Below are 23632 nucleotides of genomic sequence, written 5' to 3'. Positions count from 1 at the left end.
CAATGGGAGCGCGGTCGATGCGCGCGGCGACCCAGCCCGCGGCGCGGCCGTCCGCGCCCGGGACGGACACCATCAGCGTGCGGCCGGCGTCATCCTCGCGGAGCACCTCCTCGGAGCCGTTCCTCTTCACCGTTCTGCTGCCCCAGGCGTACTCGGGGAAGCCCTCGCGGGCAAGCAGCACCTGACCGTGCGCGCCCAGAACGGCGAGCGGTATCTTCGCGCGGTCCGCAGTGCGGTCCATGAGCCGCTCGAGTCCCGAATAGGTCTCGAGGCGCTTGCCGTACCGGACGCCGAGCGCAATGTCCGCTCGCAGCGTCTCCACGGCCACGCGCGCCGATGCCTCGCGGTTCGTCCATAGATTCCTGTCGAGCGACGTGACGAGCATCGCGTCGTAGACGAGGAGGCTGACGGCGAGAACGGCGAGCCAGCCGAAGAGCGCGAGGGCGTTGTCCTTCACTGCCCGGGCGGCGTGTCTGAGGGAACTCCAGGTAGCCATGCTTGGGGTTTGAGGCTGAGATGACGGGAAGACGGGTGCGGACGACTGCGGACGGGCCGCAAGAATAGCGCCGAGGAATTGCTCTGTGGCCCGCGGAGACGACGCGGGGCAGCGCAAAGACACGCGCTGACTGCGGCTTTACGTTTTTCCCGGGCTCCCTCGGCCGGACCTTTGCGGCCGGACGGGACCCGGGGACTGTCGACGGTCAGCGGTGATAGACGGGAAAGCGCGCCGTGAGGGCGTCCACGTCATTGCGAACGCGCTCGATCACGGCCTCGTCGTCCGGGTGCTCGAGGAGGTCCACGACGAAGTCGGCCGTCATGCGGCACTCCTCCTCGCGAAAGCCCCGGGTCGTGACCGCCGGCGTGCCGAAGCGCAGCCCCGATCCGATCGAGGGCTTCTCCGGATCGTTGTGGATGGCGTTCTTGTTGGCCGTGATGTGCGCACGGCTCAGGAGCGTCTCCGCGGCCTTGCCCGTCATGCCCTTCGAGCGGCAGTCAAGCAGCATCATGTGGCTCTCGGTGCCGCCCGAGACGATGCGCACGCCGCGCTTCTGGAGCTGGTCGCACATCGCGGCGGCGTTCCTCGCCACCTGCTCACCGTAGGCCTTGAACTCGGGCCTGAGGGCCTCGCCCAAGGCCACGGCCTTCGCGCACATGACATGCACGAGCGGAGCGCCCTGGATGCCCGGGAACATGCCCGAGTTCATCTTCTTCTCGAGCTCGGGCCTCGCGAAGATGAGGCCGCCGCGCGGGCCGCGCAGGCTCTTGTGCGTGGTCGTCGTGACGATGTCGGCGTGGCCGAACGGGGTCGGATAGACGCCCGCGGCGATCAAGCCCGCGTAGTGGGCCATGTCGACCATGAGGAGCGCCCCCACGGAGTGCGCGATGTCGGCGAAGCGCTTGAAGTCCATCCTGAGCGAATACGCGGAGGCACCGGCGATGATGAGCTTCGGCCTGTGTTCGCGGGCGAGGCGCTCGACCTCGTCGTAGTCGATCGTCTCGTCGTCCTTGAGGCCGTAGGGAATCGGGTTGAAGAAGCGGCCCGAGAAGTTGATCTTCATGCCGTGTGAGAGGTGACCGCCGTCGGCGAGGCTCATGCCGAGGTAGCTGTCGCCGTTCTCGAGGAAGCCCATCATGACGGCCTGGTTGGCCTGGGCGCCGGAGTGCGGCTGCACGTTGACGGCCATCTCTACGCCGGCGGGCTCGCAGAAGACCTGCTGCGCGCGGCGAATCGCAATTCTCTCGATCTCGTCGATGTAGTCGCACCCGCCGTAGTAGCGGCGGCCCGGAAGACCCTCGGTGAGCTTGTTCGTCAGCTGGCTGCCCTGGGCGTTCATCACCGCGGCCGAGACGTAGTTCTCGCTCGCGATGAGCTCGATGTGCCGCTCCTGGCGCTCCATCTCCTGTTCGACGAAGTGCCAGATCTCGGGGTCGGTGACTGAACATGTCTGACTGTACTCAATCATTGATTTTCCTTGGTTGACAGCGCCATCAAGAATTCCAACAGGGAGGGAAATATGCGCTTCTGTTCCAGTCCTGAACAGCAGTGCCCTGTTTTCCTTTCCGCTCCGGCGGCAGTCGTCGAAGAGAAATGAGCGCAGTATGAAATTTACTCTGCCCGCGGGTTTCCCGACCGCAGGCAAATACCGTTTCCACGTGATCCGCTCTTTTTGCGCAGAGTTTTTCGATCCATCAAATTACATGATGATTTTTCTATGATTTCAGGAACTGTTTCGTCAGCTGAAGTAATGCAGTCATTTCTCACCAAACCAGTGCCGATCATTATCTGTCGTATACAGACGCACCAGTAAGTTAAACTGTGGAATGGTTCGATCTATTCTGGCGCTTCGCGTGCAGGGAACATCGATGATCCGGCAGTAATTCCGTGAGTGAGCAAGGGGGCTCTCCGTGTCCCGGTCCCCTGCGGTCAAACCCGATCGCCCCTGGTGCGCGGATAACGCAAAAGAAGTGCTCGCCGCCCTCTCGGTTTGCGGTACTCTTTGCAACCTGAGAAAAGCGCCCGGCGCACCGTTCCGGGGCATGGGGCGCGCATCCGATGAAACACCAGGCCGGAGGGAGTTCCCGAAGGAGATTTTTTTCTTCAGCATCAAAGGATTAGAGGAGCTGATGAACTACGATTTTGACCGAGTCATTGACCGATCCGGCACCGATACCGCCAAGTGGTCGGCCTACCCGAAGGACGTGCTCCCGCTCTGGGTTGCCGACAGTGACTTCGAGACGCCCGCTCCCGTGGTGGAGGCCGTGCGCCGCATCGCCGAGGTGGGCGTCTACGGCTACCCCAACGCTCACGCCGGCATCGTCGAGCGCGCGACCGTTGATTGGTGCGCCCGTCAGTACGGTTTTGAACTCACCCCGAACGAGGTGCAGTACTGCCCCTCGATGAGCTTCGGCCTCGCGGTCGCGATCCGCGCCTTCACGAAGCCGGGCGGCAAGGTGCTCATGCAGGTGCCGATCTACCCGCCCTTCACGCAGCTCACCAAGGCCAACGGCCGCATCGCCTCGATGAACCCGCTGAAGCTCGTCAACGGCCGGTACGAAATCGATTTCGCGGACTTTGAGAAGCGCGCCTCCGACCCGGAGTGCTCGCTCTTCCTGCTCTGCAGCCCCCACAATCCGACGGGCCGTGTGTTCTCGCGCGAGGAGCTCGAGCGCATGGTCTCGATCTGCTGCCGCCACAACGTGGTGATCCTCTCCGACGAGGTTCACTCGGGCTTTGTCTTCTCCGGCACCCACACGACGCTCCCCACCCTCTCCGAGGCGGCCGAGAGCATCACGGTCCTGGGCACGAGCCCCTCGAAGACCTTCAACACCGCGGGCCTGCGCGCCGCGGTGATGATGAGCAAGAACCCGGCCCTCAATGCCCGCGTCCGCGCCGAGCTCGAGGCGAGCCAGCCCGACCGCTGCTGCTTCGCGCAGGTCGCGCTCGCGACGGCCTGGACCGAGTGCGACGACTACGGCGAGCAGGTCCGCAAGTACGTCCGCGCGAACCTCGAGTACGCGGTCGACTTCATCCGCACCCGCATCCCGGCGATCTCTGCCTACATGCCCGAGGCCACGTACCTGATGTGGCTTGACTGCTCGAAGCTCGGCTTCAAGACGCAGGCCGAGCTCACGCGCTTCTTCCTCGAGGAGGCGAAGGTCGCCTTCAACCCGGGCGAGAGCTTCGGCCCCGGCGGCAAGGGCCACATGCGCATGAACCTCGCCTGTCCGCGCTCGATCGTCACCGAGGCGCTCGAGCGCGTCGAGCGCGCCGTCAACGCCCTCCAGGGCCGCTGATCACCGCTTTCTGACCTGATCAGCCTGACGCCGGTCTTTCCGAGAAGGAGGGCCGGCGTCGTTCATTTCGGAATTCTGAAAAGAAACCGGGCCGGTGCATCTACGGATATGCACCGGGCCCGAAACTCTCAGTCAAATTCTCAGAATCTCTTTACGGCCTCCTCTTAGAACGTATAGGAGTAGCTCAGCCACAGGTTGCGGCCGTCGATCCAATCACGGTAGAGCAGATCGCCGTCCGCGTTGAACTCAAGACCTTCATCGAAGATGTTGTTGAGCGCGACCGCAAAGTGGTGCTGCTTCATGAACGTGTAGTTCACACCGAGGTCAACCGTGGTGTAGTTCTTGTACTTTGACACCGAGGTGTATCCGGTCTGAAGTTCCTCGTCGCGGCTATCGAGCTTCGTGACAGACTTGATGTAGGCGTTCCAATCGTTGTGGTCCCAGTCAATGCGCGCGGTGATCGAATGACGCGGCATGGCGTTCGGACGGAGACCGTCACTTTCACCGCCCTTGATCTCAGCATGCGTATAGGTCCAGCCGAGCTTGCCGGAGAAGCCGTAGAACTTTGCGGTGTTCACGAGAAGCTCGACGCCCTTGGCCTCGACCTCGCCGTTGTTGATGTCCATCGCATCGTACGTCTGATTCCTGCCGCTGCCGGCGTAATTGATGTAGACCTTGTCAAGCTGGTTCCTGAAATCCGTATAGAAAACACTCGCTGTGACCGAGGCAGCCTGAGCAATGTGGAAGGTCGTCGAAAGCTCGTAGTTCCAGCTTTCCTCAGGCTTCAGATCCGGATTGCCATAGGTGTGTTGAGGATTGCGCCCTGACTGGAAGCTGTAAACGCCATTCGTGAGCTGCTGAATTTGCGGAACGCGGTAGCCGTTCGCAACGCCGCCCTTCACGCTGAAGCCCTCAGAAGGCTTCCACACAAGGTATGCACGAGGAGCAACATGCCAGTCGAAAACATCTGACCAGTGCAGGCGAGCACCGACCGTGGCGATCCACTCCTCATTGATAAAGTACTCGGCCTCGCCGAAGGCAGCAATCTGCGTGTGATCAAGCTTCTTGCCGTAGGTTTCGGCATTCTCGTTGTAGAAGCTCTTGAAGGTCGCGTAGTCGAAATCCAGGCCAGTCTGCAGAATCGCATCGCCGTAGTCACCGAACTTGAGCGGGGTCTTCAGCTTCGTCGCAGCGACGTAATGACGCGACTCCATGATCGGATCATTGAAGGAACTGTGACGATCCTGATTAGCACTGGAGGCATAGCCAGCAGGAACATCATTTACTGCAGGGCCGGTTTTCAGACGGGTCATGTTCAGACCCTGGATCTGGAAGTAGCTCGACAGTTCGCCGATGTCATAACGGCCTTCATGGCCGATCACCGCCGCATACTTGTCAAACCAACGGGAGGCCTGATACCCCTCGCGGCTAGTGGACATGGTGCCGCCCTTGAAGTGCGTGTAGTCAAGATCAAGGTAAACGTCGTTGTTCGTGTTGGGCGAGACCGTCAGGCGGCCGCCGATATTGCCGGAGTAACCCGCGCCAGTAGCATGCGATGCGTAACTGCCGTCAGGAGCGCGGAGATTCGAGGCATGGCGGTTCATGTAACGAGCACGCAGCATGAGCGAGGCGGTGTCCTCAACGAGCGGAATGCCGAGATAGGCGCCCGCGCCCCAGCGGTTGCCCCAGTCAATGTCGTCGAACTGCGTGCGCTCGATCGAAAGCGTGCCCGTGAACTTGTCCACGTGCTTCTTCATGATGATGTTGACCGCGCCGCCGATGCCGTCCGAGCCGTAGATCGTAGAAGCCGGGCCACGAACAACTTCGATTCTGTCAATCGCACCGGGAGGCGGCATGAAGATGCCGCCGGCCTCGAAGCCGTTGAGGCTGTTCATCGCACCATCCGCATTCTGGCGTCGGCCGTCAACCATCAGCAGCGTGTAGTTCGAGTCGAAGCCGCGGATGTAGATCTGGGACGTGCCCATCTTGGTCGAGGTGATGTCAACGCCCGGGACGTCGCTCACGGCGGTGGCGATGTCGGTAATCGGCTTCGTCATCAGTTCTTTCGAGGTGATGACGGTGACGGAGGCCGGGGCCTCGCGGGTGTCCTGCTCGTAGCCAGTGGCCGAGACGACGGTCGTGTCAAGCGTCGTATAGCCGTCATCCGCAGCGAACGCGGTCGCCACGGCGAGAGAGAGCGGGAGGAGAACCAGTGCTTTCTTCTGCTGCATGTTGATCTGGGAAAATTGGGATGGAAATCTGCCCGGGACTCGCTCGATTTCGGCTGTCCGCCGGGGTTCAGTTCTTCGATGGGCTCCCGCCCGGTTCTTCGGGTACGGACCGGGTCGGGAACACGCCCTGAATGGTGAGAAATGTTAGTGAAGCGAAATGCAAACGCTTCTCATGCAGTAAAGCATTACGCTGTTCTTTACATTGCTCTCCACAACCCGCAGTTCCGCATGAGCGCGCGGAATTTCACCTTTTCAGCCCTCCCTTAGGCCGGATCTGACATTTACTTCGTCAAACCAAAAATTTCCATGTCAATCAACACCATTCCTTTTACCCGTAAAGTGTTGGTAAAGTGCTACCCGAGCAGTGTAACAAGATGTAACTAGCTTGTGCGAGAGGGGAAGGCGGGACTCCGGTTACCACAATTAGCCGGCTAACCAGCGAATTGCTCCGGATATACTTCCCTTTCCTTCCTTCTGCAGCAGCCGTTTTATCAATCATATACAGACAGATTTGATTCACGCATCCTTTAGCAACGTTGAATCAATAACAACAAATTAATTTAAAAATTAACTGAAAATATTTCATACCCGAGCATTCAACGAAGCTGAGTGCCGTCTCTCTGCCGTGACAACAGGCTTCGCATCGCCCCTCCCTGACATCCCCGTACCCGGATATTTACAGCGTTTACAGTACATTGACACTATCTCCGGAACCGTGTGACCGATTATGTCGGGCTCAGTCCGCATAATCACGTCCTGAAATCCTGACTCAAAAGCCTGGCGTTCCTCCGGCAATGAGACGGAAGGTCCTTCTGCCACCGAATCATGCCGGCGCCGCCGCCCCGATCAGAGTTATCCACAAAACCTGTGGACAACGCAAACCCAGCCTCCCCGAATCCCCTCTGCCGCAGGGGTTTCTGGCCGATCGGCGGATTTTTCAGCCATGTGCGCAACTGCCTGACGATATCCACAGCACCCTCATTTCTCTGTAAAGCGATCTTTACAGAGACCCCCTCGGGAGCGCCTCCGTCCCCGGGAGGAACATCCCGAGGAGACGGAGACAGGGGCTTCCTGCGTCTTGAGAAAGATTCTCAGTCCATCGCCTTTCCACCGCCGTGAGGTGCCTCCCGCAAATTCCGGGCGGAAAAAATGCCGGCGCACGGAGAAAGGCGTCGGCATCGTCGGAGGGTTTTCCTCGCGGGCGGATCACGCCGCCCGCGGGAGGGTCATCGGACCGGGTGATCAGTCCACCCACTCGGCCTGGTAGAACTCGAAGCCCGTGTCGGCGAGCGGATGGAAGTTCTTCAGGTGCTTGCTCGCGGCGGCGGTGTTGTCCTCGTAGACGAGGAAGGCGGCGGGCACCTCCTCCCAGATGTACTTCTGCGCCTCGCGGTAGTAGTTGTTGCGCGTCTTCTCGTCCACTTCGGCGATGGCCTTGTCGAGGAGCTCGTCAACCTTCTTGTTGGTGTAGTAGCCCTCGTTCGAGAGCTTCGGCGGCATCTCGCGGGAGTCGAAGAGCGGACGCAGACCCCAGTCCGGGTCGACCGTGGAGTTCGACCAGCCGATGTAGTAGAGGCGGTTCGGGGACTCGGAGGGAACCTTGTTCGACTCGATGAGCGAGACGCGCTGGCCGGCCTCGAGCACGCGCGTCTCGGTCTTGATGCCGACCTGCGCGAGCTGCTGCGCGATGAACTGGATCGCCTTGCTCGCCGTGGAGTTGTTGTAGCCCGACCAGAGCTTGGTCGTGAAGCCGTTGGGATAGCCCGCCTCTGCAAGGAGCTCGCGGGCCTTCTTCGGGTTGTAGGCGGGCACGCCGAAGGAGGCGGCGCCCGGTATCTGCGGCGGGATCACGCCGGTCGCGGGCTGGGCGAACCCGGAGTAGGCGACCTTGCAGAGCGCCTCGCGGTTGATCGCGAGGTTGATCGCCTGACGGACGCGGACGTCGTCGAAGGGCTTGTGGATCGAGTTGATCGAGAGGTAGCGCATCATGATCGAGGGCACGATGATGATGTTCACGTTCTCGTCCTTCTGCATGTCCTTGACCTGCTCGACGGGCATCGGGTGAATGAAGGCCGCCTCGCCCGTGCGGACCATCGCGGCGCGGGTGGCGTTTTCAGCCACGGGGAGCCAGGTGATGGAGTCGAGCTTGGGCAGCCCCTTCACGCGGTAGTTCGGGTTCTTCACCGCCACGAGCTTCTCGCTCGGGTTGTACTCGCCCATCGTGTAGGGGCCGGTGCCGCAGGGGTTGAAGGCGATGCCGCGGCCGTCGTACTTCTTGAGCGTGCTCGGGCAGATCATCGCGGCCGTGCCGTTCGAGAGACGCTGGATGAAGGAGGACATCGGGGTCTTCAGCGTGAAGCGCACGGTGTAGCGGTCCACGACCTCGACGCGGTCGATGAAGCGGTAGAGGGTGTAGCGCGAGAGGTGGTTGTCGGGGTTGAGCACGCGGTCGAAGTTCATCTTCACCGCCTCGGCCTCGAACTCCGTGCCGTCATGGAACTTCACGCCCTGGCGGAGCTTGAAGGTGTAGGTGAGGCCGTCGGCGGAAACCTCGTAGCCCGTGGCGAGCTGGGGCTGGGGCTTCAGGTCCTTGTCAAAGGCATAGAGGCCCTCGTAGAAGGACTTCACCGCGTTGCGCGAGAGGCTGTCGGTCGCCTGATAGGGATCGAGCGTCGTGAAGGAGGAGCCGACGGCGACGGTGATGCCGCGGGCGGCGGCGGGCGCGGCGGCGGCGGCGAGCGTGAGGCCGAGGGCGGCCGTGAGGAGCGTGACGGAGAATCGCATGGTGCTTCTTTATATATGTGCAGAGATCAGTGTGCGTCGGTGACTTCATGCCGTCGGGAGACTGGGGCCGGGACCGTCCGAGGGATCCGGCGGGGGCATTCCGTCCTGGGGCGGGGAAAGCATATAGGCGGCGCCCCGTCCCGCCAATCGGTTGTTCTGACTAGGATCGGCGGTGCTGCCGCAAAGAACTGCCGATTGAGTTCATGCCGCCGGTCAGAATGAAAAAACGGGAAGCTCCCCGCGGGCGTCGGATGCCCGGAAGGAACTTCCCGTTCGGCAAGTGTCAGAGCCGCTCTGCGGTCAGACGCTTATTCGAACCACTTGGCCTCGATGCGGGAGAGCTCGCCGCGGATCTCCATCAGGTGCCAGAGGTAGCCCATCGTGCGGGTGAAGTCGGCGTCGTCGGTCGGCATGAGGAAGCCCATCTCGTTGACCGGCGTGAGCGGGTGGTCGATGAAGGCGGCCGCAAGGCGGCTGTCCTTCTTCGCGTAGAGCTTCGCCTCGGCCGTCTCGGTGATCATCACGTCGCCCTTGCCCTCGGCGATGAGGCCCGGGATCTCGTAGTTCTTCTCGTGGGTCGAGACCTGGGCCTTCGTGAGGTTCTTGAGGACGAACTGCTCGTTCGTGCCGCCCGGGTTCTTGATCACGCGCACCGAGGGCTGGTTGAGGTCGTCAACGCTCTTGTACTTGGCGAGCTCGGACTTGCGCACGAGCGCGACCTTGCCGAAGGGCGCGTAGCCGGGGAGGAACTGCCCCCACGTCGTGCGGGCGAGCGTCTGCGTGATGCCGCCCACGGCGATGTCGAAGCGGTTGCCCTTGACGCCGGCCTCGATCTCCTTCCACGGGGTCTTGACGTACTCGACCTTCCAGCCGGCCGCGGCCGCCATCGCCTCAATGAGCTCCGCGTCATGGCCCTGGATCTTGCCGGCCTCGTCCATCGAGAACGGACGGTAGTCAGCCGGCGTACCCACGCGGATCACGCCCGACTTCTGGATGGCGTCGAGGCGGTCGCCGGCGAACGAGACGGCGGCGACGGAGGCCAGGGCGCAGACCACGGCGGTGCGAATAAGATTCATTTGCAATTACTCCCTTAGGGTTAGTTCTGAGAACGGATAGTGTGGAAGCTCTACCCGTCATCTCAGCATGCCAAATAAGTGCCCTCCGCGCATCCCCGTCGGGGAGAAAAACGCATCGGATTTCTCTAAAAACAAAGGAATCGGGGATTTCACCCTCAGTGTTTACCCTAATGCCCCGGGGTATTTGTAAGCTCCCGCAGCCCGATCCCGCCCCCGTCAAGTGCGGGGATATTAGGGGTTGCTCTCAACTCATTTTTAGGTAGATAATTCGGACAGCAGTAAGGGCGCGGTCTCGTCCCGGAGACTCATGCGCCCTAAACCTCTGCGGCAGACCGGGGGACCCACCCCTGGCTCAGACCCTGAAAAAGAGAAAAGAGATAGCAAAACCATGGCACAAGCTCCCGCATTCAAATATGCACCCATGTTCCAGCTCGGTGAGGACGACACCGAGTACTACCTTCTGACCAAGGAAGGCGTGTCCGTGAGCGAGTTCGAGGGGCACCCGATCCTCAAGGTCGCGCCGGAGGCTCTTACCGCTCTTGCCAACCGCGCGTTCACCGACGTGAACTTCATGCTCCGCCGCTCGCACAACGAGCAGGTCGCCAAGATCCTGAGCGACCCGGAAGCCTCTGAGAACGACAAGTACGTCGCCCTCACGTTCCTCCGCAACGGTGAGACCGCCGCCAAGGGCGTCCTCCCGTACTGCCAGGACACCGGCACGGCCATCATTCACGGCGTCAAGGGCCAGCAGGTCTGGACGGGCTTCGAGGATGAGGAGGCCCTCAGCAAGGGCGTCTACAAGACCTACACCGAGAACGCCCTGCGCTATTCGCAGAACGCTCCGCTCAACATGTACGACGAGGTCAACACGAAGTGCAACCTCCCGGCCCAGATCGACATCGAGGCCGCCGAGGGCATGGAGTACAAGTTCCTCTGCGTCGTCAAGGGCGGCGGCTCGGCCAACAAGTCCTACCTCTATCAGGAGACCAAGGCCGTCCTCAATCCCGCCAAGCTCGTGCCGTACCTCATCGAGAAGATGAAGACCCTCGGCACGGCCGCCTGCCCGCCGTACCACATCGCCTTCGTCATCGGCGGCACCTCCGCCGAGCGCACGATGCTCACGGTGAAGCTCGCCTCCTGCAAGTACTACGACAACCTGCCGACCACCGGCGATGAGACCGGCCGCGCCTTCCGCGACGTCGAGCTCGAGAAGCAGCTCCTCCAGGAAGCCTGGTCGATCGGCCTCGGCGCCCAGTTCGGCGGCAAGTACATGGCCCACGACATCCGCGTGATCCGTCTGCCGCGTCACGGCGCCTCCTGCCCGATCGGCATGGGCGTCTCCTGCTCGGCCGACCGCAACATCAAGGCCAAGATCACCAAGGACGGCGTGTTCATCGAGAAGCTCGACGACAATCCCGGCCGTCTGATCCCTGAGGAACTCCGCCGTCCGGGCGAGGGTGGCTCGGTCCGCATCAACCTCAACCGTCCGACCAAGGAAGTCCTCGCCGACCTGACGAAGTACCCGGTCTCGACCCGCCTCGAGCTCACCGGCACGATCATCGTCGCCCGCGACATCGCCCACGCCAAGCTCAAGGAGCGCCTTGACCGCGGTGAAGGCCTGCCTGACTACATCAAGAACCACCCGGTTCTCTACGCAGGTCCCGCCAAGACGCCGGAAGGCTTCGCCTGCGGCTCGATGGGCCCGACGACCGCTCAGCGTATGGATCCGTACGTTGATCCGTTCCAGGCCGCCGGCGGCTCGCTGATCATGATCGCCAAGGGCAACCGTACCCAGCAGGTCACCGACGCCTGCAAGAAGTACGGTGGCTTCTACCTCGGCACGATCGGCGGCGTCGCTGCCGTCCTCTCGTCCGACGCCATCAAGAGCATCGAGTGCATCGAGTACCCCGAGCTCGGCATGGAAGCCGTCTACAAGATCGAAGTCGAGAACTTCCCGGCCTTCATCCTCGTCGACGACAAGGGCAACGACTTCTTCAAGCAGCTCAAGCCCATCAAGCTCGCCTGCAAGTAATCTCTTGCATGCCAGTGCCCGCCGGCCTCCCCCGATTTGACCGGCGGCAGACAAGCAGGTGAACTTGATCGCCCGGATCATGAAAATGGTCCGGGCGATTTCTTTTGGTGCCGCAGTAAGCGCCGCCCGGAGGCCCCATCGCCCGGTGCTTCGGGCTGAACCGATGCCGCCCCGGGGCAGCCACGGGCACCTGAAGAGCCGTTTCAGAATGCACTCCCCGCAGGAACCCCGTCCCCGTGGACCGGGAGCACTGAGACATGCCTCCGCGGCTTCCGCGGAGAGCCCCGGCTCCGACTTGCTCCTCGTCCGCCTGCGATGACGCCGGGAATACCGTCGATCAGCGGACCGCTTACCGCCCGGAGCCCGGGATCAGCCGGCGCACAGTCAAAAAAATGGCCCGTGCTTCTGAAGCGACGGGCCGGAGAATGCGAAAGGTTCGATTCTCAATCGAATTCGGTTCGGGAGAGAAGATCACGCTTCCCTCCCGGGGAGGCAATTAACTTACATCGCGTCCATCATCAGCTTGGAGGCGAAGAAGAGGAACATGCTGCCGATGGCGGTGTTGCCGAGCTTCGCGACGCCGGGGCTGCGGGCGAGGAGCTTCAGGCAGTCCGCGCCAACCGTGATGAGGCCCGAGATCCAGAGGAAGCTGAAGGTCTGCAGGATGAGGGCGAGGATCAGGTACGAGAGACCCGTGTGCGCGTAGGACTCGTCGATGAACTGCACGAAGAAGGAGACATAGAAGAGGATCGCCTTCGGGTTCGTGAGCGAGAGAATGAGCGCGGTGCGGAAGGCCTTGAGCGCGCTGCCCTTCTGCGGCTGCGCCTCAGCGGCGGCATGCGCCGTGATCGGCGTGCCCGCCTCCTTCTTGGCCTTCCCGAAGCGCTTGGCGAGGAAGGTCTGCCAGATCACCTTGCTGCCGAGCCAGGCGAGGTAGAGGCCGCCCGCGATCTTCACGCAGTCAAACACCATCGGATGCGCCTTCACGACCGCGGCGATGCCGAGGTACGCGAGGAAGATGAGGATCGAGTCGCCGAGCATCACGGCGCCCATGGCGGCCGCGGCGGCGCGACGTCCGTCCTTGAGGCTCGTCTTGAGGACGAAGAGCGTGTTGGGTCCGGGCGCGAGAACGATCATCAGCGCGCCGAGCGTGTAGATCCAGGGATTGATGATGCCGAACTGCTCAAGCATTTCTTTCCGACGCATGCACTTTGTTGAAGCGCCTGCGCACCGAAATAATTAGGTAGAAGGGACTAGTGGGCGGAGAGTATAGCCCAGTGAAATCCTTTCGGAAAGTGGAAATCATCTACATGATTCGGAAGGATTCGGCATCCCGGAATTTCTTTTCTCAGAGCGCGTCCGCGACGAGCCTCAGGCCGAACCAGAGAAAGAGCCCGCCGAGCGCGAGGCTTCCGGCCTTCGCCGCGAGCGGCCACGCCCCGAGCACCCTGAGGCAGTCCGCGCCGAGCGTGATCACGATGGAGAGCACCGCGGCGCTGAAGACCTGCAGGATGAGGGCGAGGATGAGGTACGAGATCCACGTATGCGCGTAGGTCACGTCGATGAACTGGATGAAGAAGGCAACGAAGAAGAGGATCGACTTGGGGTTCGTGAGCGTGATGAGGAGCGCCGCGCGGTAGGCCCGCCAGGCGCTTCCCGAGGGACTGCCCTCCCCCTCTTTCTTCCCGGCGGTCGCCCGCCCGGGCAGGAGCGTCATGAGTTCCTTCGCGCCTATCCAGGCGAGATAGAGCCCGCCCGCGACGCGGATCACGTCGAAGAACGCGGGATGCGCCTCGATCACCGCAGCGAGCCCCGCCCATGAGAGGAACATGAAGACCGAGTCGCCCGTCATGACGCCGGCCATGCCGGCGAAGCCCCTCGCCCGCCCCTCGGTGAGGCTGGTCTTCAAGACAAAGACCATGCTCGGACCGGGAGCGAGCACGATGAGGAGCGCTCCCGCTGCGTAGAGCCAGGGATCGATGATTCCGAACTGTTCGAGCATGGGCGGTCCTCCGGGAGCCTCTGAACTGCGGGATTTCCCATCATGATTATCCTGGCCCGGATTCACACAATCCTATCGTTCTCTTGCACGTACGGAACGGGTTCTCAAAGCGAAAGCCCGCGGCGGAATCCGTTGCTCCGCCGCGGGCTTTCACGTTTCAGTTGCCGTCAGTGACTCAGGCCTCCTTCGCCTCCTCTTCCTCCGGTTTGTACGGGTACTTCTCGAAGTAGTAGTTGAGAAGCACCGGCACGAGGAAGAGCGTGAAGACGGTCGAGACACCCGTGCCGAAGATGAACGTGATCGCGAGTCCGCCGAACACCGGGTCCGTGATCAAAATCACGCTGCCCAGGATGATCGCGAGCGTCGTGAGCATGATCGGGCGCAGACGCACGGCGCCCGCGTCAATGAGCGCATCCTTGAGCGGGAGCCCCGCCTTCAGGTAGTCGATCACGAAGTCGATGATGAGGAGCGACGAGCGCGTCACCACGCCCGAGAGCGCCGTCACGCCGATCAGCGACGAGGCGGAGAACTGCACGCCCATCAGCCAGTGCCCGGGGAAGATGCCGATGAAGCAGAGCGGCACCGCGGCGAGCGCGATCGAAGCGAGTGCAAACGAGCGGTAGTAGGCGACGAGAATGAGGAAGATGCCGCCGATCGAGATCACGAGCGACTTCGCGAGGTCGCGGTAGCTGTCGAGCATCATGCGCATCTCGCCCTGCCAGAGGAGCACGGCGCGGTGGGCCGTGAGGTCGGGCCTCTCGTCGTCCCAGGTGAGGTTGCCGGTCTTCAGCGTTCCGCCGCCCGGGAGCTCAAGGCCCGAGAGCCTCCGTTCGAGGTCAAGCACCGCATAGGTCGGCGTCGTGTGACCGAGTTCGCCGCCCACGGCGGCCATCCGCACGCCGTCCTTCTTCGAGATCGGACGGGCGGCGTTCGTGCGCTCGGCCTTGACGATGGCGGCAAGCGGCACCTCCTTGCTGAGGAAGCTCTTCACGGTTATCCCGGAGAGGAAGGTCGGATCGAACTGCGCGGAACGCGGGACCTGGACGCGAATCGCCTGACCCGTGCGCTCGCCCTCGGCGTGCGCCCAGCCGATCACGGTGCCGTCCGTGAGCGCCTTGAGCTCGGCGGCGGCGACGGCCGGCAGCACGCCCGAGCGGAGCGCCTTCTCGCGGTCGATCGAGAGCCGCCACTCCTCGGTGTCCGCCTTCTCGGTCGTGAGCACCTCAGCCATGTCGTAGGTCTTCCAGAACTCCTCCTTCACGCGGTCGGAGAGCCAGCGCAGGAGTTCCGGGTCCTTCGCGTAAAGCTCGGCGTAGACCGTGCCCTTCAAGGGCGGTCCCGGCGGGTCCTCGAGCACCTGGATGGTGCTGCCCGGCCACTTCGCGGAGAGCGGAACGATCGCCTCACGGAGCTCGCGCGCGATGTCGATCGTCGAGCGCTCGCGGGTCTTCTTGTCCGTGAAGTTGACGCGCACCGCACCGATCGAGGCGCCCGAGCTCGGGTTCATGCGCATCATGGAGTTGAAGTCCGGCACGCCCGCGAGACCCGACCAGCTCTGCCAGTTCTTCACCTCGGGAATCTTCGAGACGAGCTCGGCCACGTCACGCACCGCGCGGTCGGTGACCTCGACGGGCGTGCCCGCGGGCATCTCGATCGTCACGTTGAAGGTGTTCTTGTTGTCCTTCGGCAGGAACCCCATCTGAATGCCGAGCGCCGGCGTCGGGCCGCCCGGGCCCTCGGGCCTCACGAGCTGCCAGAAGGGCATCGCGAAGGCCGCGGTGATGATCACGAGAAGCGCGAGGATGAAGATCCTCTCACGGTTCGGATAACCGAGGAGCTTTGAGGCGGGAATCGAATAGAAGCGTCCGAACCAGCCGCCCGGAACCGAGTTCTCCGTCTTCGCCTCATGGGGCTTCGGCTTCGGAGCCGGCAGCCACCGGAGCGCCGCCCAGGGCGCCACCGTGTAGGCGATGATGAAGCTCGCCGCGAGCGCCACCGGGACGGTGAAGCCGATCGGGTAGAAGTACTGCTTCGGCATGCCGGTGAGCGCCGGGATGAGCGAGGCGAAGACCACCATCACGGCGATTGTCGCCAGCAGCGTGGCGCTTCCGATCTCGCCCGGTGCCTCGACCGAGCGGTGCAACTTGTCAGCGCGGCCGGTGAGCGGCGCGAGGCCGTAGTGGCGCACGATGTTCTCGATCACCACGATCGAGTCGTCGACGAGGAGGCCGAGCGCGATGATGAGCGCGTAGAGCGTGAGTCGGTTGATCGTGAAGCCCGCGAGTCCGACGCAGCCGAGCGTGATCGCGAGAATGAGCGGCACCGTGATCGCGACGATGGTCGCGGCTCTCCAGCCGAGGAAGGCGACCGTCACGGCCACGACCGAGAGAATGGCGATGCCGAGGTGCTCGATCAGGGTGTTGACGGCGTCGTTCGCCTTCTCGCCGTCATTGCGCGTGATGATCACATCGACGTCGGCGGGAATGACGACGCCCTTCATGCGCTCGATGCGCGCGATCGCATCGTCGGCGACCGTCACTGCGTTCGAGGCCTTGCGCTTGGCGATGGCGAGCGTGACGCTCTCAATTTCATTGGCGCCGTTGTACTTCGACATCGAGGCGCCGTAGCCGAAGCGGCTCGAGTGATCGCGATGCGGGTCCGGACCGTCCGTCACCTCGGCCACGTCGCCGAGATGCACCGTGCGGCCGTCAGGGGACGCGGCGATGACGAGGTTCTTCAGATCCTCGGCGCTCTTCACGAAGTCAAAGAGCCTCACCGAGGTCTCGTGCCCGTCCTCGACCACCTTGCCCAAGGGCCCCGCGACGTTTGTCGCGGCGAGCGCGATCCGCAGCTGCGTGAAGGAGACGCCGTACCCGGTGAGCTTCGCCGGGTCCGCGGTCACGACGAGCTCGCGGTCGCGGCCGCCGTAGATGTCGACGGTCGAGATGCTGTCGAGTCCGAGCAGGTCGTCGAGCACGGACTGCGCGATGCGCTTCAGGCCGTAGTCGCCGTACTTGTCCGAGACGAGCGACACGGCGAGGATCGGCACGTCGTCCACGTCGGCGCTCTTGATCCAGGGACCGACGGCCTCCTTCGGCAGCGCCGGTATGCCGGAGACCACTCGGTCGCCGAGCTTGACGAGCGAGACCTCCTTGTCCTCGCCCACCTTGAACTGCACCATCACCATGGCGCCCGAGTCCTGGGCCGTTGACCACACGTGGTCAACGCCCGGAATCTGGTTGATGATGGCCTCGAGCGGCCGCACGAGTTTCGCCTCGACCTCGGCGGGCTCGGCACCCGGCAGCGCCGCGATCACGGCCGCCGCGGGCATGGAGATCTGCGGGTTCTCCTCGCGCGGCGTCGTCATCACGGCCCAGATGCCGAAGATCAGAGCGGCGAGCATCAGCACGACGGTGAGCTTGCTGTCGATGAAGGCCGCCGCCATGCGGCCGGTGATCGTATGGGAAGGATTGATGTCAGGCATCTTCTTTCGCTCCTTCCTTATTCCTCACGCACGCGGGCGCCGTCGACGAGGAACTCCGTGGGGTTCCTGACGAGCCGCTCGTCACCCTTCACGCCGGCGAGGACCTCGGCGCGGCCGTCGCGCTTCTCGCCGATTCTCAGCCACTGGAAGCGGGCGCGTCCGTCGCTGATCACGAAGACGCCGTCGAGGCCGCCGCGGTTCGTGAGCGCCTCAAGAGGCACCCAGGCGCGGCTCGTCTCGCCCTCGCCGTGGATGAGCACACGGCCGTACATGCCGGGACGGAGCTCGGCCGAGACCTCGGCCGGGAACTTCACGCGCGCGAGCCAGCTGCGCGAGATGCGGTCGGCCGACTCGGTGACGCGCTCCACCTCGCCCGTGAAGGGCTTCTCGAACCCGTCAACGAGGACGTTCGCGACGACGCCCGGGCGGACCGAGGCGCGGGCCTTCTGCGAGACCTCGAACTCAAAGCGCGGATCCGCATCGCTGTCGATCACGACGATCGGCATGCCGGGGACGGCCATGTCGCCCTCGCGGCGCGCGACCCTGACGATCGTGCCGTCCGCCGGGGCGGTCACGGTCACGTAGACGCGCTCGCCCTCCGCGTTGGCAAGGGCCGCACGGGCCTGCTCGAGGTCGCTCTTCGCGGAGTCGCGCTTCAGCGTCACCTTGCGCCAGTCGTTGTTCGAGACGAGCCCCTCTTTATATAGAGCCGAATACTTCGACTGATCGAGCTCGGCGTCGCGCAGCGCCGCCTTCGCGACCTCGACCTTCGCCGAGGCGGTCCTCACGGCCGCATCAACGTCCTTCGGGTCGAGGCGCGCCACAACGTCGCCCTTCTTCACGCGGTCGCCCTCGCGGTGCGGCACGTCGCGGATATAGGCCGCGAGACGGCTCGCCGCCTCGACGCGCAGGTCCGCGACGACGGAGCCCGCCGCCTGGATCTCCACCGGGAATCCTGTTCCGGCGCTCACGGCCGCCACACTGACGGGCGCGGCCTCGACGATGACGGGCGCCTCGGTCTTCTCGGTGCAGCCGGCGGCGAGCACGGCCGCGCAGAGGGCCGCGCAGAGACCGCTCACGGGAAAGTTTCTCTTCAAATTCTGCTTCGACATATCCATTTATCCCTGACTGACGGAGCGCTTCGGAAGCTCCCCGTTCACTCCTTGCCGAAAAATCCGTGTTTCCTCTCAGACCGCCCCTGCGGGCTTCCCGCCCGGGAGCAGCACCGCAAAGATGCTTTCCTTCAGTGTCTCGGGCGTGAAGGGCCCGTCCCCGGCTCCGGGGAAGGACGCGAGCAGCCCGCGCGCCTCAAAGGGCACGAGGAACATCCCGGCGACGATCGTCACCCAGTGCTGGCGGTTGCCGCGGATGCCGAGCTCGTTGGCGAGCCCGTAGAGAATCTCAAAGGTGTCCTTCCATGCAATGAGAGCTACCCGTCTCGCCCGCTCCTCGTCGGGGTCGAGCAGCATCCGGTGGATGATGAGCGAGAGGTGATGGTTCTCGAAAAAGGCATCCACGAGGTGACTGATCACGCACCTCAGGCGCGCGACGGCGTCCGGGCATTCCGCCGCGGCGGCTCTCAGCCGGTCCATGCGGTCCGCGGAGAGACGCTCGCAGACGGCGAACCACAGTTCGTCCTTGCTCGTGAAGTGGTAATAGAGGGCGGCCTTCGTGATGCCGACGTCCTCGGCAATCTCGCGCATCGCGACGCCGTCGATGCCCGAGTTCGCGAACCGGGCCTCCGCGGCGTCGAGGATCGCCTCCCTCGAGTCCCGGCGGTTCTCTTCCGCCGGGGACTCCGGGGGCTTCCCTTCACTCTTCTTCCTATCCTTGCTCATTGATAATCAAAGAATTTCGTCTTTACAACAAAGACCGGTCGGGTGTTTGAATTTATATTTACCGACCGGTTAGTTAGGAGAAATATAGCACGCGCCCGGGGCGTCTGTCTGAAAGAGACAGCTCCGGATCGCGCGGACCGCGCGAATGAAGGAGGCTCCGCCGGCCCGGGCGCTGTGGCCGCCCCTGCCGCATGTTGCTATGCTTTCAAGCGTGATCCCCACCAGAAGCCGCCTGACGCCCGCACGGGCCCGGAGCGGCGCTCAACTTCCCAGAGGTCCCCTTCAATGCAGATAACGGTTTCGGGCGAACGACGCGAGGTTCCGAACGACATGACGCTTGTGCGTCTGATCCGTCTCGCGAGGGTCGAGAATCCCGACTACGTCACCGTCGCCGTGAACGACGTCTTCGTCGACGGCAAGGATCTCGAGACGTTCGAGCTCCATGAGGGAGACCGCGTCGAGTTCCTCTACTTCATGGGCGGAGGTGCCTGAAGATGCCGTTCACCAATGCTCAGCTTGACCGCTACTCGAGGAACATCCTGCTCCACGAGATCGGCCCGCGCGGCCAGAGAAAGCTCCTTGACTCGAGCGTCCTCGTGATCGGCGCGGGCGGCCTGGGCGCCCCCGCCTCGATGTACCTCGCCACCGCCGGCGTCGGCACGATCGGCATCGCTGACGCGGACATCGTGGACGTCTCGAACCTGCAGCGTCAGATCATCCACACGACGCGCTCGATCGGGCGGCCCAAGGCCGACTCGGCCGAGCAGACGATCCGCTCGATCAACCCCGACGTGAAGGTGAACCGCCACGCCGAGTTCGTGACCGCGGAGAACGTCAACGAGCTCATCGCCGCCTACGACTTCGTGATCGAGGCCACGGACAGCTTCACGGCCAAGTTTCTTGTCAACGACGCCTGCGTCATCGCCGGGAAGCCCTTCAGCCACGCCGGCATCATGCGCTTCCGCGGACAGGTGATGACCTGGATGCCCGGGCGCGGTCCCTGCCTGCGCTGCATCTTCCGCGCTCCTCCCGCTCCCGGAGCCGTTTCCCGCCCGTCCGAGGTGGGAGTGCTCGGCGCGCTCGCCGGCATCGCCGGATCGGTCCAGGCAGCCGAGGCGATCAAGGTTCTTCTCGGCATCGGCGAGCCGCTCGTCGGCCGCATGCTCCAGATTGACGCCCTCTCGATGAACATCCGCACCGTGAAGCTCCCGCCCCAGCGCGACGACTGCGATCTCTGCGGTGCGCATCCGCGGATCTCCGAGCCGATCGAGGATTTCGATCCCAGAGTCGCCGAGGAATTCTTCTATCCGATGATCTGACAGATTCTCCGGAACCGGTCACGAGCGAAACGCCGTCTCTCAACCCGAGGGGCGGCGTTGCTTTTGTTCGCGCTCATGTGACAAAGATCTGTATACAGGCCTTCTATCACATCCGATCGACGTCATATCCCTCCCTCATCGGCATTAGCGTCCAGGAATCGCACATTTAGTTTTACTTGAATAACAACAAGTTACCAGCAACATTACAATGTTGACAATTACGACGGTTATCGTCGCTTTCAGTCCGGCTTCCCTCTTATAATGACACTTCCCGTGCCCCATGACGGAGCATGCGGACCCTCTGACCGTGACTGACGGCGGATGCTCGTGACCAAGCGTTCGCCCTGCATCACGGCCGGTCATCTTTCCTCAATCCATTTTCAGGATCCTTGGGAGGTTCCTATGCAAGGAAATGTCTTGAACAAGGCGTCTGCGGTTGCGGTCGCCGTCGCCATGGCGTGGGCGAGCGCTGCGTCCGCTGATCAGACGATCGCAAATCAGAACTGGACTTCGGCCCAGGAGCTCAGCTATCCCGGTGAAACGGTGACCTTTGCGGCACCGACGGAACTGATCACCGGCAGCACAAAATGGCATGCCGCGCTCTACATGCAGGGCGCGACAGGTTCGATCACGGCCGATACCCTTGAGTTCGCAGCCCAGAACGCAGCCACCGGCGATCCGAACAGCACCCCCGGCTACTACTACAACGCCGCGTACCTTGCGGGGAACAGCTCCCTCACCATCGACGTGGGCACGCTCCTCGTCGGCACCCGTGAATCCTCGGATGAAACCGGCGGCGACCGCGGCTTCCGCCTCGCCGGCACCGGCAATTCGCTTCAGATCTACGCGGACAGGATCGTCTCCTACACTGGTGACGAATTTGTACATGTCCGCGAAGGCGCGGGCTCCGTGGCCAACATCGGTTCCGCAGACCGCCGCGTGAGCTACTTCGAGGCCCACACGGGCTGGGGCAAGGGCGACTACGGCGTCGCGATTCTTCAGGCCAACGAGGGCGGCGAGATCAACCTCTATGCCGACACCGTGATTCTCGACGGCTCCTCCTATGTGTATGGCGGCGTGATCGGCTCGGGCGGCTGGGGCACCGTCAACGTTGACGCGAAGAACCTCACGATTGACGGCAACATCTGCGGCTCGTACGGCACGATGTCCACCGCGGACAAGACGCTCGCGCTCAATGTCAAGGCCGAAACGCTCACCATGACGGGTGACGTGAATCTCGGCAGCGCCGGCTCGGGGTACAGCAACTACGAGCGCACCACTGTCGTCTCGATCACCGCGGACACGCTCGCCATCACCGGCGACATCAATGTCGTTGACAACGGAAGGTCCTCCAGCACCACTTCCGCCAACGTGAACACTCTGGACCTGACCGTCAACACCTCCGGCAGCATCACAGGCACGATCAACGCTTCCCAGGCCAACGGCACTTCCACCGTCAACCTCGGCGGCTCGGGCGACATGACCGCCTCCTCGGGCAAGTACAGTGTCTCGAACGGCGCCACGGTCAACTTCAAGGACTCCGGCTCCTGGACCGTCAACAGCTGGGAAGGCACGGACGGCAATCTGAGCACCGCCGACAGCGTCAAGGTCGCGGTCAACTCCGCCGTCGAGGTCGCCTCGGCCACGATCGGCGGCTCGTCGGTCGTTACCCTGAATGACGGCGCCAAGCTCACGGCCGCGACCCTCACGGGCGAGGGCGGCACGATTCTCGTCAACACCGCTGACGCCGGCGTCATCTCCGCCGCAACGAACGCCACCGCCTCCGCCGACGCTCTCAGCGTCACCCTCTCGGCCGCTCAGAACGACAGCTACGCGACGGCCGCCGAAGCCGCGGCTGCGCTTGCTGCGTCTGCCGAAGGCCTCACCGGGAACTACACGAAGAGCGGCGAGGAAGGCGCCGTGAGCGACGCATGGACCGTCGCCGAAGACGGCACCGTCACCGCGACGGCCAACCAGAAGCTCGCCGGCTACGGCACCGCGAGCACGCTCTCGGTCTTCTCTTGGCGTCACGAGCTCAACAACCTGCAGAAGCGCATGGGCGAGATCCGCGACCTTGAGGGCTCGGTCGGCGCCTGGGCGCGCGTCTACGGCACCGAGCACGGTTACAACGGCCGCACCAACAAGAACACCACGATTCAGATCGGCGCCGATGTCGCCGTGAACGCCTGGACCGTCGGCGGCGCCTTCAGCTATACCGACGGCTCGGTCGACTCGTCCTCCCTGACGGGTGACAACAAGTCCTACACCTTCACGGGCTACGGCATCTGGCAGCACGAGAACGGCTCGTACCTCGACATCACTGCCCGTTACTCGCGTCTCGAGGCGGACTTCACCTCGGGCGTGATGAGCGGCTCCTACGACAACAACGCCTGGAGCTTCTCGGCCGAGGCCGGTCACAAGTTCTCGCTCACCGAACTCGCCTTCGTCGAGCCCCAGATCGAGGTGATCTACGGCCGCGTCGTCGGCGACGACTTCACGACAACGAACGGCACGAGGATCTCCCAGGAGGACTATGACTCACTGATCGGACGTCTCGGTGCCCGCGCGGGCTTCAACTTCCCCGAGCAGCGCGGCAACCTGTACGCCCGCTTCTCCGTCGTCCACGACTTCGAGGGTGAGCTGGAGACGACCGCGACCAACGGCACTTCCCGCACCATCCGTGACGACATCGGAGGCACCTGGGTTGAGTACGGCATCGGCGGCAACTTCCGCATCACGCCGAACTCCAATGTCTTCGTGGATCTCGAGCGCACGAGCGGCGGGGACGTCCAGGAAAAATGGCGCTGGACCGTCGGCGCGCGCATGACTTTCTGATGAAAATCTGACCGTCGTGTCATGAAAATGAGGCCGGGACACCACTCCGGCCTCATTTTTTTTGGACAGAAGTCCTGAGAATGTCATAATCTCCGTTTATGGAGCAGTTGAAGCTGAACGACTTCACTTTTCCCTCCTTGCCGCGAAAGGGCTTACAGAGCCGCAGAGCTCCTTTTACGCTGTCTTTTTCTGATGAACTTCGTTCACCGGCGACACCTCAGGGTAGCCGCCGGAAA

The 23632-nt window shown here is 63.1% G+C and carries 15 protein-coding genes; 5 read left to right on the top strand and 10 right to left on the bottom strand.

Annotated elements, in window-relative coordinates; all coding sequences use genetic code 11:
* Positions 1-496, bottom strand: a 496-nt coding sequence (locus Q4F91_RS05650) for a hypothetical protein (protein WP_303335482.1), incomplete at its 3' end; no start/stop codon positions are given.
* A gap of 205 nt (positions 497-701) precedes the next feature.
* Complete coding sequence (glyA, locus tag Q4F91_RS05645) at positions 702-1964, bottom strand: serine hydroxymethyltransferase (RefSeq protein ID WP_303335479.1); 1263 nt, start codon at positions 1962-1964, stop codon at positions 702-704.
* Positions 1965-2625: 661 nt separating this feature from the next.
* Between glyA and Q4F91_RS05640 the strand changes: the two genes are divergently transcribed.
* Positions 2626-3795 carry a MalY/PatB family protein gene (locus tag Q4F91_RS05640; protein ID WP_303335476.1) on the top strand — a complete coding sequence of 390 codons (1170 nt, stop codon included), beginning with the start codon at positions 2626-2628 and terminating at the stop codon, positions 3793-3795.
* Between the two features lie 164 nt (positions 3796-3959).
* Here the strand turns inward: Q4F91_RS05640 and Q4F91_RS05635 are convergent, their stop codons facing one another.
* The 3 genes from Q4F91_RS05635 to Q4F91_RS05625 all read right to left on the bottom strand — a co-directional run bounded on the left by Q4F91_RS05635 (position 3960) and on the right by Q4F91_RS05625 (position 9886).
* Positions 3960-6026 carry a TonB-dependent receptor gene (locus tag Q4F91_RS05635; protein ID WP_303335471.1) on the bottom strand — a complete coding sequence of 689 codons (2067 nt, stop codon included), beginning with the start codon at positions 6024-6026 and terminating at the stop codon, positions 3960-3962.
* 1242 nt (positions 6027-7268) lie between these two features.
* Positions 7269-8810 (bottom strand): glutathione ABC transporter substrate-binding protein GsiB, encoded by a 1542-nt coding sequence (gsiB, locus tag Q4F91_RS05630; protein ID WP_303335467.1) that lies wholly within the window; start codon positions 8808-8810, stop codon positions 7269-7271.
* A gap of 308 nt (positions 8811-9118) precedes the next feature.
* Entirely contained in the window at positions 9119-9886 is a 768-nt protein-coding gene (locus Q4F91_RS05625) for a transporter substrate-binding domain-containing protein (protein ID WP_303335464.1), read from the bottom strand.
* A 421-nt stretch (positions 9887-10307) separates the two neighbouring features.
* Here Q4F91_RS05625 and Q4F91_RS05620 point away from each other — a divergent pair, with 421 nt between their 5' ends.
* Positions 10308-11918 carry a fumarate hydratase gene (locus tag Q4F91_RS05620; protein ID WP_303335461.1) on the top strand — a complete coding sequence of 537 codons (1611 nt, stop codon included), beginning with the start codon at positions 10308-10310 and terminating at the stop codon, positions 11916-11918.
* A 501-nt stretch (positions 11919-12419) separates the two neighbouring features.
* On the opposite strand, the gene leuE (Q4F91_RS05615) is transcribed toward Q4F91_RS05620, so the two are convergent.
* The 5 genes from leuE (Q4F91_RS05615) to Q4F91_RS05595 form a co-directional block, all read right to left on the bottom strand.
* Positions 12420-13109, bottom strand: a complete 690-nt coding sequence (leuE, locus tag Q4F91_RS05615) for a leucine efflux protein LeuE (RefSeq protein ID WP_303335459.1) — start codon at positions 13107-13109, stop codon at positions 12420-12422.
* Between the two features lie 157 nt (positions 13110-13266).
* Complete coding sequence (gene leuE / locus Q4F91_RS05610; RefSeq protein ID WP_303335456.1) at positions 13267-13920, bottom strand: leucine efflux protein LeuE; 654 nt, start codon at positions 13918-13920, stop codon at positions 13267-13269.
* Positions 13921-14095: 175 nt separating this feature from the next.
* A complete protein-coding gene (locus Q4F91_RS05605; RefSeq protein ID WP_303335453.1) occupies positions 14096-17404 on the bottom strand; it encodes an efflux RND transporter permease subunit in 3309 nt (1102 codons plus the stop codon).
* Between the two features lie 17 nt (positions 17405-17421).
* The gene (locus tag Q4F91_RS05600; protein WP_303335451.1) at positions 17422-18516 is read right to left on the bottom strand and encodes an efflux RND transporter periplasmic adaptor subunit; all 1095 of its coding nucleotides are present in this window, start codon (positions 18514-18516) and stop codon (positions 17422-17424) included.
* 75 nt (positions 18517-18591) lie between these two features.
* A complete protein-coding gene (locus tag Q4F91_RS05595; protein WP_303335449.1) occupies positions 18592-19242 on the bottom strand; it encodes a TetR/AcrR family transcriptional regulator in 651 nt (216 codons plus the stop codon).
* A gap of 285 nt (positions 19243-19527) precedes the next feature.
* Between Q4F91_RS05595 and thiS the strand changes: the two genes are divergently transcribed.
* The 3 genes from thiS (at position 19528) to Q4F91_RS05580 (ending at position 23396) form a co-directional block, all read left to right on the top strand.
* Positions 19528-19734 (top strand): sulfur carrier protein ThiS, encoded by a 207-nt coding sequence (thiS, locus tag Q4F91_RS05590; protein WP_303335447.1) that lies wholly within the window; start codon positions 19528-19530, stop codon positions 19732-19734.
* A 2-nt stretch (positions 19735-19736) separates the two neighbouring features.
* The gene (locus Q4F91_RS05585) at positions 19737-20561 is read left to right on the top strand and encodes a HesA/MoeB/ThiF family protein (protein WP_303335444.1); all 825 of its coding nucleotides are present in this window, start codon (positions 19737-19739) and stop codon (positions 20559-20561) included.
* A gap of 417 nt (positions 20562-20978) precedes the next feature.
* The gene (locus Q4F91_RS05580; protein ID WP_303335441.1) at positions 20979-23396 is read left to right on the top strand and encodes an autotransporter outer membrane beta-barrel domain-containing protein; all 2418 of its coding nucleotides are present in this window, start codon (positions 20979-20981) and stop codon (positions 23394-23396) included.
* Positions 23397-23632: the final 236 nt, after the last annotated feature.

The sequence above is a fragment of the Sutterella sp. genome (genome assembly GCF_030539355.1).
Classification (GTDB): Bacteria; Pseudomonadota; Gammaproteobacteria; order Burkholderiales; family Burkholderiaceae_F; genus Sutterella.
This window is presented reverse-complemented; position numbering and strand designations above follow the sequence as displayed.